At 56.1% G+C, this 15,074-nt stretch carries 14 protein-coding genes; 7 read left to right on the forward strand and 7 right to left on the reverse strand.

Features of this window, described 5'->3' with window-relative positions:
• Positions 1 to 69: 69 nt before the first annotated feature.
• The 5 genes from dbpA to IP582_RS24420 form a co-directional block, all read right to left on the reverse strand.
• Entirely contained in the window at positions 70 to 1,443 is a 1,374-nt protein-coding gene (dbpA, locus tag IP582_RS24405) for an ATP-dependent RNA helicase DbpA (RefSeq protein WP_193794674.1), read from the reverse strand.
• Positions 1,444 to 1,523: 80 nt separating this feature from the next.
• A complete protein-coding gene (locus IP582_RS25440) occupies positions 1,524 to 1,655 on the reverse strand; it encodes a hypothetical protein (RefSeq protein ID WP_223878750.1) in 132 nt (43 codons plus the stop codon).
• A 321-nt stretch (positions 1,656 to 1,976) separates the two neighbouring features.
• Complete coding sequence (selB, locus tag IP582_RS24410; RefSeq protein ID WP_193794675.1) at positions 1,977 to 3,818, reverse strand: selenocysteine-specific translation elongation factor; 1,842 nt, start codon at positions 3,816 to 3,818, stop codon at positions 1,977 to 1,979.
• Positions 3,815 to 5,203, reverse strand: a complete 1,389-nt coding sequence (gene selA, locus IP582_RS24415) for an L-seryl-tRNA(Sec) selenium transferase (protein WP_193794676.1) — start codon at positions 5,201 to 5,203, stop codon at positions 3,815 to 3,817. Before selA ends, selB begins: the two co-directional genes overlap by 4 nt.
• 97 nt (positions 5,204 to 5,300) lie before the next feature.
• On the reverse strand, positions 5,301 to 5,909 hold the full coding sequence (locus IP582_RS24420) for a glutathione S-transferase (RefSeq protein WP_039080146.1): 609 nt from the start codon (positions 5,907 to 5,909) through the stop codon (positions 5,301 to 5,303).
• Positions 5,910 to 6,447: 538 nt separating this feature from the next.
• Here IP582_RS24420 and IP582_RS24425 point away from each other — a divergent pair.
• From IP582_RS24425 to mtlR, 3 genes are all read left to right on the forward strand, one after another.
• Positions 6,448 to 8,358 (forward strand): PTS mannitol transporter subunit IICBA, encoded by a 1,911-nt coding sequence (locus IP582_RS24425; protein WP_193794677.1) that lies wholly within the window; start codon positions 6,448 to 6,450, stop codon positions 8,356 to 8,358.
• 185 nt (positions 8,359 to 8,543) lie between these two features.
• Entirely contained in the window at positions 8,544 to 9,692 is a 1,149-nt protein-coding gene (gene mtlD, locus IP582_RS24430) for a mannitol-1-phosphate 5-dehydrogenase (RefSeq protein ID WP_193794678.1), read from the forward strand.
• Positions 9,692 to 10,279 carry a mannitol operon repressor MtlR gene (mtlR, locus tag IP582_RS24435; protein ID WP_115464259.1) on the forward strand — a complete coding sequence of 196 codons (588 nt, stop codon included), beginning with the start codon at positions 9,692 to 9,694 and terminating at the stop codon, positions 10,277 to 10,279. The genes mtlD and mtlR overlap by 1 nt, the downstream gene beginning before the upstream one ends.
• 2 nt (positions 10,280 to 10,281) lie before the next feature.
• Here the strand turns inward: mtlR and IP582_RS24440 are convergent, their stop codons facing one another.
• Positions 10,282 to 10,500, reverse strand: coding sequence for a hypothetical protein (locus IP582_RS24440; RefSeq protein ID WP_193794679.1), 219 nt, complete (start codon positions 10,498 to 10,500; stop codon positions 10,282 to 10,284).
• Between the two features lie 137 nt (positions 10,501 to 10,637).
• Here IP582_RS24440 and IP582_RS24445 point away from each other — a divergent pair, with 137 nt between their 5' ends.
• The 4 genes from IP582_RS24445 (at position 10,638) to trmL (ending at position 14,023) form a co-directional block, all read left to right on the forward strand.
• A complete protein-coding gene (locus IP582_RS24445) occupies positions 10,638 to 11,000 on the forward strand; it encodes a YibL family ribosome-associated protein (RefSeq protein WP_193794680.1) in 363 nt (120 codons plus the stop codon).
• A gap of 423 nt (positions 11,001 to 11,423) precedes the next feature.
• A complete protein-coding gene (lldR, locus tag IP582_RS24450; protein WP_107222640.1) occupies positions 11,424 to 12,200 on the forward strand; it encodes a transcriptional regulator LldR in 777 nt (258 codons plus the stop codon).
• Positions 12,197 to 13,384 (forward strand): FMN-dependent L-lactate dehydrogenase LldD, encoded by a 1,188-nt coding sequence (lldD, locus tag IP582_RS24455; RefSeq protein ID WP_193794681.1) that lies wholly within the window; start codon positions 12,197 to 12,199, stop codon positions 13,382 to 13,384. The genes lldR and lldD overlap by 4 nt, the downstream gene beginning before the upstream one ends.
• 165 nt (positions 13,385 to 13,549) lie before the next feature.
• Complete coding sequence (gene trmL / locus IP582_RS24460; RefSeq protein ID WP_039080138.1) at positions 13,550 to 14,023, forward strand: tRNA (uridine(34)/cytosine(34)/5-carboxymethylaminomethyluridine(34)-2'-O)-methyltransferase TrmL; 474 nt, start codon at positions 13,550 to 13,552, stop codon at positions 14,021 to 14,023.
• Between the two features lie 103 nt (positions 14,024 to 14,126).
• Here the strand turns inward: trmL and cysE are convergent, their stop codons facing one another.
• Positions 14,127 to 14,948 carry a serine O-acetyltransferase gene (cysE, locus tag IP582_RS24465; RefSeq protein WP_047372612.1) on the reverse strand — a complete coding sequence of 274 codons (822 nt, stop codon included), beginning with the start codon at positions 14,946 to 14,948 and terminating at the stop codon, positions 14,127 to 14,129.
• Positions 14,949 to 15,074 lie beyond the last annotated feature (126 nt).

The raw sequence follows: 15,074 nt of genomic DNA on the forward strand, positions 1-15,074 counted from the left end.
CGGATGCCGTAATCGCCGGAATGTCCCGGATGTCGGCGTAACGCCTTATCCGGGTTACCGTTCACCGTCTTACTTGAGCAGACGCACCCGGCAGGCTTTGCCTTTGATTTTGCCCTGCTGGAGTTGCTTCCAGGCCTGTTTTGCCACGGACTGACGCACGGCAACATAGGCATGCATCGGGTGCATATCAATCTTGCCGATATCCGCGCCGTCCAGGCCAATATCACCGGTCAGTGCGCCCAGAATATCACCGGGGCGCATTTTGGCTTTCTTACCGCCATCGATGCACAGGGTCGCCATCTCCGCTTCCAGCGGCTTGATGTTGTTGCTGATAACCGGGGATTGCCAGTCGAGCGAAATAGCCAGCATTTCACCGAGAATAGCCGCACGCTGCGCTTCTTCCGGTGCGCACAGGCTAAGCGCCATACCGCTCTGCCCGGCACGCGCGGTACGGCCAATGCGGTGTACGTGCACTTCCGGGTCCCAGGACAGCTCGTAGTTGATGACCATTTCCAGCGCTTTGATATCCAGCCCGCGCGCGGCGACGTCGGTAGCCACCAGAACGCGGCTACTGCCGTTGGCAAAGCGCACCAGCGTCTGGTCGCGGTCACGCTGTTCCATATCGCCATGCAGCGCCAGCGAGCTCTGGTTACGCTCATTCAGCGCATCGCACACTTCCTGGCAATCTTTTTTGGTGTTGCAGAACACCACGCAGGAAGCTGGCTGATGCTTGCTTAACAGACTCAGCAGCAGCGGAATTTTTTCCCGGCGCGAGACTTCATAGAAATGCTGTTCCACCGCCGGTAAGGCTTCGACCGAGTCGATTTCAATGGTTTGCGGATCGCGCTGGAAACGGGTACTGATGGCCGCAATAGCCGCAGGCCAGGTGGCGGAAAAGAGCAGCGTCTGACGACGTTCCGGCGCATGGCGCAGGATGGCGTCAATGGCGTCGCTAAAGCCCATATCGAGCATGCGATCGGCTTCGTCCAGGACCAGCGTTTTCAGGGCGTCCAGGGTGACGGTGGCTTTTTCCAGATGATCCAGCAGACGACCCGGCGTGGCGACGATGATATGCGGCGCATGCTGGAGCGAATCGCGCTGTGCACCAAACGGCACACCGCCGCACAAGGTCAGAATTTTAATGTTGGGCAGATAACGCGCCAGACGACGAAGCTCTTTGGCGACCTGGTCGGCCAGCTCACGCGTTGGGCATAGCACCAGAGATTGGGTCACAAACTGGCTGGCATCGATGTGCTGCAGCAAGCCTAAGCCAAAAGCGGCGGTTTTGCCGCTGCCGGTCTGCGCCTGTACGCGCACGTCTTTGCCTTCAAGGATCGCCGGCAATGCCGCCGCCTGGACCGGGGTCATGGAGTGATAACCCAGCTCATCAAGGTTGGCGAGGAGTTCAGCGGGCAAAGCATTTAAGGTTGAAAAGGCGGTCACGGTGTTATCTCTGAGTAGTTGCAGGCCGCTATGCTAGCAGACTCTGTGTGTCCGGTCATTGCGGCTACATATGTTTGCCTTTAGCTCGCTTTAAAAGGGTCTTTCTGATCGTCCTTGCTGTCATCGCGCTTACGGGGGATTTCCCCCTGTTTGTTTGGCGCGTCTTTAACATCTTTGGTGTGTTGGTCATCGGACTGGTGATGTGTTGCCATATTTTCCTCCCGTGTTGTTTTATCGAGTATAGACAATCGGGATCGTGGACCGGAGGAATGGTGAATATTCCCTGGCATTCAGTCTGTTCCCCATCCGGTCGTAACCCCGGATGGCGGCGCAAACGCCTTATCCGGGCTACACCCGGTTTTCTCCCTCGCCCCCGGGGAGAGGGTTGGGGTGAGGGGGAAAATGCGGCTCGGGAGGTGGGTTCCGTTCACCTTACGTTCATGGCGAAATGGAATCTCCCGAACACGTGAACGCCGCGTTCCCCTTTACAATCCCCGTAGCCCCGGTAAGCGTAGCGCCACCGGGGGTTCAGGCTATTTCGTAAACAGCGCTTTATCGCGCAGCACGTGGTCATTGCCACGACGGCGGGTAAAACCGATGCGGTCGAAGTATTCCAGGATCTGAATCGCCAGCTTACGCCCGACGTTAAGGGTGTCGCGGAAATCCGCTGCGCTGGTCGAACCGTGAATCGGATCGCGGTCGCGGATCATACTGGCGAAAGCAACAATCCGATCGTTGCGGTAATAACGATCTTTAACGATCGCCGTTATCAGCCCTTGTTGTGCCGCCTGGCGCAACACGCTGCGCATCGCCTGCTCATCCGCGCCCGTCTCACGCGCTAAATCACGCACCCACCAGGGTTCGTCGCCGAACAACGGCTCGGCACGCTGCCAGATAGCGGCCTGCTCGTCGGTAAAGCCCGCTTTATGATCCGGCAGATGCAGCCAGCCGTGGTGGCTGTGGATCTCGCCGCTGTCGCGCATCTGCTCAATCAGCGTCAGCACCAGCGCTTCATCTTCCATCGGCAGCGCCATACGCCGTAAACGCTCGCGTCCAGGGCCGGGTTCATCCGCATGCTGATCGTGGTATTGGGCAAGCGTCGCGAGCAATTTACGCTGCCAGCCTGCGGCCACGGGCGCACTGAGCAGGTTGTCTCCCGCACGAATAAACCCAGGTTCGCTCACCAACGCCTCAAGCCCGGCATCGTTCAACTGCCGCGCCCAGGCAAAGGCCGGAAGGTTCACCGCCCCGCGTTGCAGATGCACGGCCAGCGCCTGCGCATCGCTTTCTGTTGCCGCCAGTGCGCCAAGCCACTGCTGATACTCCGGTTTGCGTTTGCCGCGACGCGGTGGGTGCAACGTCACCACGCGCGCGCCTGCCAGCGTTTCACGCGCGGAAATGTCCCGCAGCACCAGTCTGTCGTTATCTGCCAGCCATAACGGCATATCGAGCACCAGCTCCGCCAGATTGTTATCCAGCAATGATACGCGCCCGGTGATATGACTCGCAGCGTGGTGAATATGCAGCGGTTGCCACTGCGTCAACGGCGTATGAGTTTGCAGCGCCACAATGACACGCTCCGAAGGTTCGGGCGGCGTGACGGAAAGCAGCCAGTCCCCACGGGTCAGGGCCTCTTTTTCCGCATCACCGGCGATATTCAGGGCGATGCGTTGCCCGGCATACGCCCGCCCGGTCGGCTGATTTTGGGCATGCAATCCGCGCACGCGCATCGGCTTATTCACCCCGGTGAGCCACAGCGTATCGCCCACGCGCACTTCACCCGACAGCGCGGTTCCGGTCACCACCAGCCCCGCCCCTTTCACCGTAAACGCCCGGTCGAGTGCCAGGCGAAAACGTTGATGCTGCGGATGCGCACGCGCAGTCAGTTGCAGCAGGTGCGCACGCAGTTCGTCAATGCCACGCGCTTCGGTTGCCGCCGTCACAAACAACGCCGCCTCTTTCCAGCCAAAGTCGTTTAGCGTCGTCAGTACCTCGTGGCGGACGGCATCAATACGCGCCTCATCCACGCGATCGGCTTTGGTCAGCGCAACAGTCAGCGCCGGGTTACCGGTGAGTTGCAAAATAGCCAGATGCTCGCGGGTTTGCGCCATCACGCCATCGTCGCAGGCCACCACCAGCAGCGCATGGTCGATACCGCCCACACCTGCGAGCATATTGGACAGAAACTTCTCGTGGCCCGGCACATCAATAAAGCCTGGCACGCTGCCATCAGGCTGCGGCCAGTAGGCATAGCCAAGATCGATGGTCATACCGCGCGCTTTCTCTTCCGGCAAACGGTCAGCATTCACGCCGGTAATGGCCTGTAGTAATGTCGTTTTGCCGTGGTCGACGTGCCCGGCGGTGGCAATAATCATTTCAACAACATCTCCAGAAATCGGGGTTCATTCTCAAGACAGCGTAAATCCAGCCATAAGCGGCCATCAGAGATCCGCCCCAGCACCGGCTCTGGCAGGTTACGCCAGGATGCCGCGAGCGCTTCCAGGCGACGCCCGCTGCCGTCACGCGGGGTAAAAGTCAGCGCGGCGCTGGGCAGCCTGTCCACCGGCAGGGAACCGCTGCCGATTTGCGATAAACACGCTTCCACACGCAGGTCAAACGCATCGTAATGGTCGGCCAGCACCCCGGCAAGGCGCAACGCTTGCTGGCGAATCTCGTCTGGTTTTCGCGTCAGCAAACGCAGGGTGGGTAAATTGTCCCGCAGCTTTTCCGGGTGCAGATACAGACGCAGCGTCGCTTCCAGTGCCGCCAGCGTCATTTTATCTGCCCGCAGCGCACGCTTGAGCGGGTGGCGCTGCAACTGCGCGATCAGCGCTTTTTTCCCCACAATGATGCCTGCCTGCGGGCCGCCAAGCAGTTTATCGCCGGAAAAGCTCACCAGACTCACGCCTGCGGCAATCAGTTCCTGCGGCATCGGCTCTTTTGGCAAACCATAGAGACTTAAATCCACCAGCGAGCCGCTGCCCAAATCCGCAATCACCGGCACATTTAACTCATCACCGAGCGTCACCAGCTCCGCTTCGTCTACCGTTTTGGTAAAGCCTTCAATGTGATAGTTACTGGTATGAACCTTCATCAGCAGCGCGGTATTGTCGTTGACCGCTTCACGATAATCTTTCGCATGAGTGCGATTGGTGGTGCCGACTTCATGCAGAAAGCAGCCCGCCTGACGCATGACATCAGGGATACGAAACGCGCCGCCGATCTCCACCAGCTCGCCACGAGAGACCACCACCTCTTTGCCACTGGCCGTTGCCGCCAGCATCAGAAGAACCGCCGCTGCATTGTTATTGACGATGCAGGCATCCTCCGCGCCCGTCAGGCGGCAGAGGATATCGGCGAGCGCCTGGTCGCGGTGCCCGCGCCCGGCGTCATCCAGCGAATACTCCAGCGTTACGGGTGAACGCATCACCTGCGCGACGGCGTCGATCGCCGCTTGCGCCTGCAACGCGCGCCCAAGATTGGTGTGTAACACGGTGCCCGTCAGGTTGATAACCGGGCGCAGCGCGCTGGCATTTTCATCCCACAAGCGCTGGTACGCTGCCTGCGCCCAGTCATTACACCAGACGGGCAGAACCTGGCGCAGGCGGATGTCATCACGGGCTTCATCCTGCAACTGACGCAGCGTCTGCGCCACACGGTTGTGCCCAAATTCGGTCAGTAACAGAGTGAACGCCTCATCACGTAACAGGCGATCGGTTGAGGGGATCTGGCTGTAAAGCGAGTGATTTTCCGTTGTCATGAAATGGCCTGGCTGAGGGTTGCCCCCTCCCGATGGGAGAGGGATTCGACATGAGGGGGATTGTACAGCGACTTGGTTCAGCCTGACATAACGGGCGTCAATCCTTTGGTGGTTCTGTGCGCGCAAAGCTTTCACGCTGAAAGAGATTTTCCACCATTTTAACCAATTGCGGACGATCGACACACCAGCCAGGGGAGACACGGCGGAAATTGAGATAGCTAATGGCGCAGGCAATGGCGATAGTGGCGAGGTTCATCTCATCAACGCGTAATGCCCCTTCGTTGATATAGCTCTCCAGGGTATCGAGGCCGCGATTGATTTTTTCGCGCTGGCGTAAGAGCTCCGTTTCCGATTGCTGGGCCACCGGACGCGCCTGCTCACGCACGGAAACCAGCGCCGCATCCATGATACCGTCCGCCAGCGCTTCAATCTGACGAATTTTCAGCGCAGCTTTGGGATCGGCAGGCAGCATGGCCGGCGCGATACCCAACAGGTCGATATATTCGGCAATGATCGGCGAGTCGTACCACACTTCACCGTCATCGGTTACCAGGGCCGGTACTTTTCCCAACGGGTTGTAATGCGCCACGCCGTTAATGGCGTTGTAAGGCTGTTCATTCACAAATTCGAAGGTGATGCCCTTCTCGAGCAGGATGACCGATATTTTTCGTACAAAAGGGCTGGTATAGCTGCCGATAAGTTTCATTGCCTTCTCCTCTTCGCCAACAAAACAGTAAGTATGTACTACCCGACCAAAGCGCGCGCTGACCATTTCATAAATGTGAAAACTGCTCTGACTATAGTGCGTTACATCTTGCCTTCGCAGCCGCGCGAAATGTGAAAGGGAATTACAGTGGCGAAGGCCAGGAAAAACCACAGTTTGCGAGCGATCACACTCGGAAAACTCCTGGCAAAAATATCTTGTGATTTAGATCACAAACAAACAACAAACTCACCGCTAACAATTGTGATTAACATCACATTAACAGGCACATAGCGGTGAAATTTTAGCCTTTGTTCTTTTTTTACACATAATTTTTGTGACAAAGATCACTTCATTGGATGGTGTACCCCCTGCATTAACGTGATCTTCATCACATAAATTAGCGCCATCTGGACAGTTCATCGATTCAGTGCGAGATTTCGCAGCACAGATCATGGGTCCGGCTACCTCTGCCGCCACGTTAACAACAAAACCTCGGGCTTCCGGCCTGTGAGATAGCAAACATAAGAAGGGGTGTTTTATGTCATCCGATATCAAGATCAGAGTGCAAAGCTTTGGTCGCTTCCTCAGCAACATGGTAATGCCCAATATCGGCGCGTTTATCGCGTGGGGTATTATTACCGCATTGTTTATTCCTACAGGATGGTTACCAAACGAAACGCTGGCGAAACTCGTCGGCCCAATGATTACTTTCCTGCTGCCGCTGCTGATCGGTTTTACCGGTGGTCGTCTGGTGGGTGGCGATCGTGGTGGTGTGGTAGGTGCAATCACCACCATGGGTGTTATCGTCGGTGCTGATATGCCGATGTTCCTTGGTGCAATGGTTGCCGGTCCTCTGGGCGGCCTGTGCATCAAGAAATTCGACGCCGCTGTAGACGGTAAGATCAAATCCGGTTTCGAAATGCTGGTGAATAACTTCTCCGCTGGCATCATCGGTATGATTCTGGCACTGCTGGCGTTTAAAGGCATCGGCCCTGCGGTTGAAGTTCTGTCCAAAGGCCTGGCTGCGGGCGTTAACTTCATGGTGGCGCACGACATGCTGCCGCTGGCGTCTATCTTTGTTGAACCGGCGAAAATCCTGTTCCTCAACAACGCCATCAACCACGGTATCTTCTCGCCGCTGGGTATTCAGCAGTCTCATGACCTCGGCAAGTCTATCTTCTTCCTGATCGAAGCCAACCCGGGTCCGGGGATGGGCGTTCTGCTGGCGTACATGTTCTTTGGTCGTGGTAGTGCTCGTCAGTCCGCTGGCGGCGCGGCTATCATCCACTTCCTGGGCGGTATCCACGAAATTTACTTCCCGTATGTGCTGATGAACCCACGTCTGCTGCTGGCGGTAATCCTTGGTGGTATGACTGGCGTGTTCACACTGAGCGTGCTGAACGGTGGCTTGGTTTCTCCGGCTTCTCCGGGTTCCATCCTGGCCGTACTGGCAATGACGCCGAAAGGCACTTACTTCGCGAACCTCGTGGCTATCTTTGCTGCGCTGATCGTCTCCTTCGTTATCTCCGCGATTCTGCTGAAAACCAGCAAAGTGAAAGAAGACGACGACGATATCGAAGCGGCTACCCGTCGTGTACAGGACATGAAAGCCCAGTCTAAAGGCGCTACCCCGCTGGCCGCTGGCGACGTGACCAACGACCTGAGCCACGTTCGTAAAATCATCGTTGCGTGTGATGCCGGTATGGGCTCCAGCGCAATGGGTGCCGGTGTGCTGCGTAAGAAAGTCCAGGATGCCGGTCTGACCAACATCTCTGTGACCAACAGCGCTATCAACAGCCTGCCGTCTGACGTTGACCTGGTGATTACGCACCGTGACCTGACCGAGCGCGCTATGCGTCAGGCTCCTCAGGCACAGCACATTTCGCTGACCAACTTCCTGGACAGCGGCCTGTACACCAACCTGACTGAACGCCTGGTTGCCGCACAGCGCCACGTGGACAACAGCGTAAAGGTTCAGACCAGCTTGCAGGATAGTTTTGACGCTGGCGACAGCAACCTGTTCAAGCTGGGCGCAGACAATGTGTTCCTGGGTCGTACAGCCAGCAACAAAGAAGAAGCTATCCGTTTTGCCGGCGAACAACTGGTGAAAGGCGGTTATGTTCAGCCGGAATACGTTGAAGCGATGCTGGAACGCGAAAAACTGACCCCGACTTACCTGGGTGAGTCCATCGCGGTACCGCACGGTACCGTTGAAGCGAAAGATCGCGTGCTGAAAACCGGCGTAGTATTCTGCCAGTATCCGCAAGGCGTGCGCTTCGGTGAAGAAGAGGATGACATCGCCCGTCTGGTTATCGGTATCGCTGCGCGCAATAACGAGCACATTCAGGTGATTACCAGCCTGACCAACGCACTGGATGATGAAACCGTTATCGAGCGTCTGGCTAATACAAACAGCGTTGAAGAAGTGCTGGCGCTGCTGAAAGCGTAACCCTGGTCCCGGATGCGGCTCCGCCTTATCCGGCTACCAAAAACGTTGACGCGTCTCCCGGATAAGCGAAACGCATCCGGGAGATACCTCCCCTCTCCCTCAGGGAGAGGGTTAGGGTGAGGATAATTTCACGTGGTTCCTCACCCCAGCCCTCTCGGGTAAAAACATTGATTAAGGTTAATTCTATGAAAGCATTACATTTTGGCGCAGGTAATATCGGACGTGGCTTCATCGGCAAATTGCTGGCTGACGCGGGAATTACGCTGACATTCGCCGATGTTAATCAGGTGGTTCTCGACGCCCTTAATGCCCGTCATAGCTATCAGGTTCACGTTGTTGGTGAAAAAGAGCAGGTAGACACCGTTTCCGGCGTCAATGCGGTGAGCAGCATCGGCGACGATGTGGTTGATCTGATTGCCTCTGTTGATCTGGTGACAACCGCCGTTGGTCCGGTGGTTCTGGAGCGTATCGCCCCGGCCATCGCCAAAGGCCTGGCAAAACGTAAAGCGCAGGGCGTAGAAGCGCCGCTGAATATCATCGCCTGTGAGAACATGGTGCGCGGCACCTCTCAGTTAAAAGGCCATGTGTTCAACGCGCTGGCAGCAGAAGATAAAGCATGGGTTGAAGCCCATGTCGGCTTCGTTGATTCCGCAGTGGACCGCATTGTTCCGCCTTCTGAATCTGCAACTAACGATCCGCTGGAAGTGACTGTAGAAACCTTTAGCGAGTGGATTGTTGATAAAACCCAATTTGTTGGCGAGCTGCCACACATTCCCGGCATGGAATTAACCGACAATCTGATGGCGTTTGTTGAGCGCAAGCTCTTCACGTTGAACACCGGGCATGCTATAACCGCGTACCTTGGACAACAGACCGGTCATCAGACCATTCGCGACGCCATTCTGGATGACAGCATCCGTGCAGTGGTGAAAGGCGCAATGGAAGAGAGTGGCGCGGTTCTGATCAAGCGCTACGGCTTCGATGCTGCCAAACACGCCGCGTATATCGAAAAAATCCTTGGTCGTTTTGAGAACCCATACCTGAAAGATGATGTTGAGCGCGTAGGCCGTCAGCCGCTGCGTAAACTGAGCGCAGGCGATCGTCTGATCAAACCGCTGCTCGGCACGCTGGAATATGGTTTACCGCACGCGAACCTGGTAAAAGGTATCGCCGCTGCCATGCATTACCGCAGTGAACAGGATCCGCAGGCGCAGGAATTAGCGACCTTAATTGAAGAAAAAGGCCCACAGGCCGCGCTGGTGCAGATCTCCGGTCTGGACGCAGCAAGCGACGTGGTAGCCGAAGCTGTTAACGCATACAACGCAAAGGCATGATGCCGAGTTTGGCGCGGGACATCCCGCGCCTGTTAACAAGATTGTCAGATATGCAGGCAATAATGGAACTAACACAGGCTTTCGAAAACCGTGTGCTCGAGCGTCTGAATGCTGGCAAAACCGTACGAAGCTTTCTGATTGCCGCCGTCGAGTTATTGACCGAGGCGGTGAATATCCTGGTGCTTCAGGTCTTCCGCAAAGACGACTATGCAGTGAAATATGCTGTAGAGCCGTTGCTTGACGGAGATGGACCGCTGGGCAATTTGTCCGTGCGCTTAAAACTGATTTATGGGCTTGGCGTAATCAGTCGGCATGAGTATGAAGATGCGGAATTGTTGATGGCGTTACGTGAAGAACTGAATCACGACGGCACTGAATACGCCTTCACGGATGATGAAATCCTGGGGCCGTTTGGCGAACTGCACTGCGTGGCGGCGCTGCCTGCAACGCCGCTCTTTGATACCAGCGACCCCGACCTGTTTGCTATGCAAAAACAGCGTTACCAGCAGGTCGTTCGTTCAACCATGGTGCTTTCCCTGACGGAGTTGATTTCCCGAATCAGCCTGAAAAAAGCATTCCAGAAATAAGCTTACTCTGTCTCTTCTTCATGAACACATGCAGGCCGATAAAGCTGGCGATAATATTCCAGCCTTTCACGGTACATATCGACCTTATCTGTGGGAATATCATCAGGAACACTGTCTTTCTTATGCTGATGCGCCAGGTACTCACGGAACGCCTGGCTTGAAGCCATAAAATCGATCGCTTTATCGATGATTTGTGGGGTGTAGTCACCTAATTTAGCCATTTTCTCCTCTCCTTTTTGCCCAACCGTAGAACAAAGATGGACCTGCGTGCGGGATACTTTTAGTGTTTCCGTGCTTTTCTGGGGTTGTTCGCCGCAATGCGGTATCCTTATATTTTAATCTGCAGAAACACATTCCTATGAAAGAAGTTGAAAAGAACGAAATTAAACGCCTGAGTGATCGTCTGGACGCTATCCGTCACCAGCAGGCCGGTTTGTCGCTGGTGGAATCCGCCGAAAAATACGCGGAGCTGGAGAAAGAGAAAGCGACTATCGAAACTGAAATTGAACGTCTGCGTGGCCAGTACAGCCAGAAACTCAGTAAAGAAGCACAAAAGCTGGTGAGCATGCCGTTCAAGCGCGCCATCACCAAAAAAGAGCAGGCCGACCTGGGCAAGCTGAAAAAAAGCGTGCGGGGTATTATTGTTGTGCACCCGATGACCGCGCTGGGCCGCGAAATGGGCCTCAAAGAGATGACAGGCTTCGCGAAAAGCGAGTTTTGATCCCGCTTCCCCTTCTTAACCGAAGGGGAGCCCTTTTACTGCGTAAAAATCCATCCCACCAGACGTAATCGGCGCAGGAAGCTTAAACCTGGACAACGCGGAAAAACCGGAGAGTACACGACGTACGTGAGGATTCTGCGTTTCGCTTATCCCTACGGGACCGCCTTGAGGACATTCAAAACGCCCTGCGTTTTGTTTGAGCACTACCCTGGTTCAAGCTGGCAAACAAGAGAGCCTGATGGAATGGATTTCAAGTGGCCCTACCACTTCACGCATTTATGCGCGTCACTTCACACCCCGCAAAATCACATAAAATTAACATTGCCATTACAAACCAGCCAATTAACCTTGTGCTAATGGCATTGTGCTGCCGCTAACTGGCAGTACCACTTTCCCCCGAATTTGACTGACACGGAGCAGACCATGACCGCGATAGCTGAACGGCTTTCTGAGGATGTTGCCCGGCGAATCAGAACGCTTATTCGTGAAAAAGGGCTTGAGGCGGGTATGCGTTTGCCCTCTGAGCGCCAGCTCGCCCTGCAACTTGGCGTGTCGCGCAACTCTCTGCGCGAAGCCATCGCAAAACTCATCAGCGAAGGCGTTTTGCTGAGTCGCCACGGCGGCGGCACGTTCGTGCGCTGGCAGCATGAGGCATGGTCGGAACAGAATATTGTGCAGCCGTTAAAAACGCTGCTTGAAGATGACCCGGATTACAGCTTCGATATCCTCGAAGCGCGCCATGCTATTGAAGGCAGCACCGCCTGGCATGCGGCCTTACGCGCCACACCCATCGAGAAAGAAAAGATTCGGCTGTGCTTTGAGGCCACCCTGGCCGAGGACCCGGATCTTGCATCACAAGCCGACGTCCGCTTTCACCTGGCAATTGCCGAGGCGTCGCACAATATCGTACTGCTGCAAACCATGCGCGGCTTTTTCGACCTGCTGCAAAGCTCGGTGAAACAGAGCCGCCAGCGCATGTACCAGGTTCCCCCGGTCTTTACGCAGCTCACCGTGCAGCACCGTGAAATTATGGACGCCATTTTTGCCGGAGATGCCGATGGCGCCCGCGAAGCGATGATGGCGCACCTTGGTTTTGTTCACACCACGATTCGTCAGTTTGATGAAGACCAGGCGCGCAGCGCGCGCATCACTCGCCTGCCCAATGAACGGCATCCGCATTCTTTTGGAGACCCAGCATGATCATTTCCGCCGCCAGCGACTACCGCGCTGCCGCCCAACGCATACTGCCCCCATTCCTGTTCCACTACATTGACGGTGGTGCCTATGCAGAATACACACTGCGTCGGAACGTGGAGGATTTGGGTCAGGTAGCTCTACGCCAGCGGGTGCTGAAAAACATGTCAGCGCTGAGCACGGAGACCACCCTCTTTGGCGAGAAACTGTCTATGCCGGTTGCGCTCGCCCCGGTGGGATTATGCGGCATGTACGCGCGTCGGGGGGAAGTGCAGGCGGCAGGCGCGGCGGATGCGAAAGGCATACCTTTTACTTTATCGACCGTATCTGTTTGTCCGATTGAAGAGGTAGCACCGACCATTAAGCGCCCGATGTGGTTTCAGTTGTATGTTCTGCGCGACCGCGGATTTATGCGCAATGCCCTGGAGCGCGCCAAAGCGGCGGGGTGTTCCACGCTGGTCTTTACTGTCGATATGCCCACACCCGGGGCGCGATACCGCGATGCCCATTCCGGCATGAGTGGACAAAACGCCGCATTGCGCCGCTACTGGCAGGCAGTAACGCATCCACAATGGGCGTGGGATGTAGGTCTGCATGGCAGACCGCACGATTTAGGCAATATCTCGACCTACCTGGGTAAACCCACCGGGCTTGAAGATTATATCGGCTGGCTGGCCAACAATTTCGATCCCTCCATATCCTGGAAAGACCTTGAGTGGATCCGCGAGTTTTGGGACGGCCCGATGGTGATCAAGGGGATCCTCGATCCCGAAGATGCGCGGGACGCGGTGCGCTTTGGCGCAGACGGGATTGTGGTGTCGAACCACGGCGGGCGTCAGCTTGATGGTGTGCTCTCTTCCGCACGAGCATTGCCCGCCATTGCCGATGCGGTGAAAGGGGATATCGCGATTCTGGCGGACAGCGGTATTCGCAACGGACTGGACGTGGTGCGGATGGTTGCGCTGGGCGCAGACACGGTGCTGCTGGGCCGCGCTTACCTTTACGCGCTGGCGACACATGGCCGCGCCGGGGTGACAAACCTGCTGAATCTGATCGAAAAAGAGATGCGAGTGGCGATGACCCTGACCGGCGCGAAATCCATCAGCGAAATCAGCAAAGACTCGCTGGTGCAGGAGCTGAATAAGATCCCGGCGGCGCTGGCACCGTTGTCGCAGGGGGATGCGGCTTAAATAAGAGCTGCCTGATGCCCTCACCCCGGCCCTCTCCCACAGGGAGAGGGAGAAAAAAGAATCCAGTCTCACACCGGGCAGAGGGAAAGTCCCCTCTTCCACAGCGAGAGGGTTAGGGTGAGGGAAAAATTCTGCTATCCTGCCCCCCGCTATCAAGGGGGCAGCATGTTAAATATCGTTTTATTCGAGCCAGAAATACCACCGAATACCGGGAACATCATCCGCTTATGCGCTAACACCGGCTTTCGCCTGCACATTATCGAGCCCATGGGATTTACCTGGGATGATAAGCGCCTGCGCCGTGCCGGGCTGGATTACCATGAGTTTGCCGCCGTGAAGCGTCACCATGATTATGCCGCGTTTGTTGAGGCCGAAAAGCCGGAACGTCTGTTTGCTCTCACCACCAAAGGAACGCCAGCACACAGCGCGGTGAGTTATCAGGACGGTGATTATCTGATGTTTGGCCCGGAAACGCGCGGATTACCGATGTCGATTCTGGACGCGCTACCTTCAGGGCAAAAAATCCGTATCCCGATGATGCCGGACAGCCGCAGCATGAACTTGTCTAACGCAGTGTCGGTAGTGGTGTATGAAGCCTGGCGCCAGTTAGGATATGCTGGCGCGGTATTGCGAAGCTGAGTCAACGTTCTCCCGGAGGCGGCGCGCAGCGCCTTTCCGGGCTACCAGAAAGCGCCCGGCTTTGTAGCCGGACAGATGCGTAGCATTGCCTCCGTGCACTCAATCAAATGCCGTCACCGTACTCAAACCCGTGGTTAATCCCATTAAAATGCTGATCCATATCCATCGCGGGTTTGTCTGATTCCGGCTTGCCGACAATGCGCGCCGGAACGCCTGCGGCGGTGGTGTGCGGCGGTACAGGTTGCAACACCACGGATCCTGCGCCGATTTTCGCACCGCGGCCGACTTCGATATTGCCGAGGATTTTCGCCCCGGCGCCAATCATCACCCCTTCACGGATTTTCGGGTGACGGTCGCCGCTGGTTTTGCCAGTCCCGCCCAGCGTCACCGACTGCAGAATCGACACGTCATCTTCAATCACCGCGGTTTCACCCACCACAATGCCTGTAGCATGGTCGAGCATGATGCCACGCCCGATTTTAGCCGCCGGGTGGATATCAACCTGGAACGATACAGAGACCTGGTTTTGCAGGAAAATGGCCAACGCGCGGCGTCCCTGGTTCCATAGCCAGTGGCCGATGCGGTACGCCTGTAGCGCGTGAAAACCTTTCAGATACAAAAGCGGCGTGGAGTATTTATCCACCGCCGGATCGCGGGTGCGCACCGCCTGAATGTCGCAGGCCGCTGAGGCGATCATCTCCGGGTCAGCCGCATAGGCTTCCTCAACCACTTCACGAATGGCGATGGCAGGCATAATGGGTGATGCCAGCTTATTTGCCAGCATATAGCTTAGCGCGCTGCCCAGGTTTTCATGTTTGAGTAACGTTGCGTGGTAAAAACTGGCCAGCATTGGCTCACAGTCCGCCAGCGCCCGGGCTTCGGCTTTAATATTATTCCAGACGATATCCAGTTCTTCACACGGCATTGCTTACTCCAGACGTAATAAGTTCAGCCAGTCACTGCTTAACTGGCTGAGGACATAAACACAAAATCATTCTTACTGTGTCGCGACGACGAGGCTGGAAACCCCAGACGCTTACATAAGTAAATG

Source organism: Citrobacter sp. BDA59-3, from assembly GCF_015167655.1.
Lineage (GTDB): Bacteria > Pseudomonadota > Gammaproteobacteria > Enterobacterales > Enterobacteriaceae > Phytobacter > Phytobacter diazotrophicus.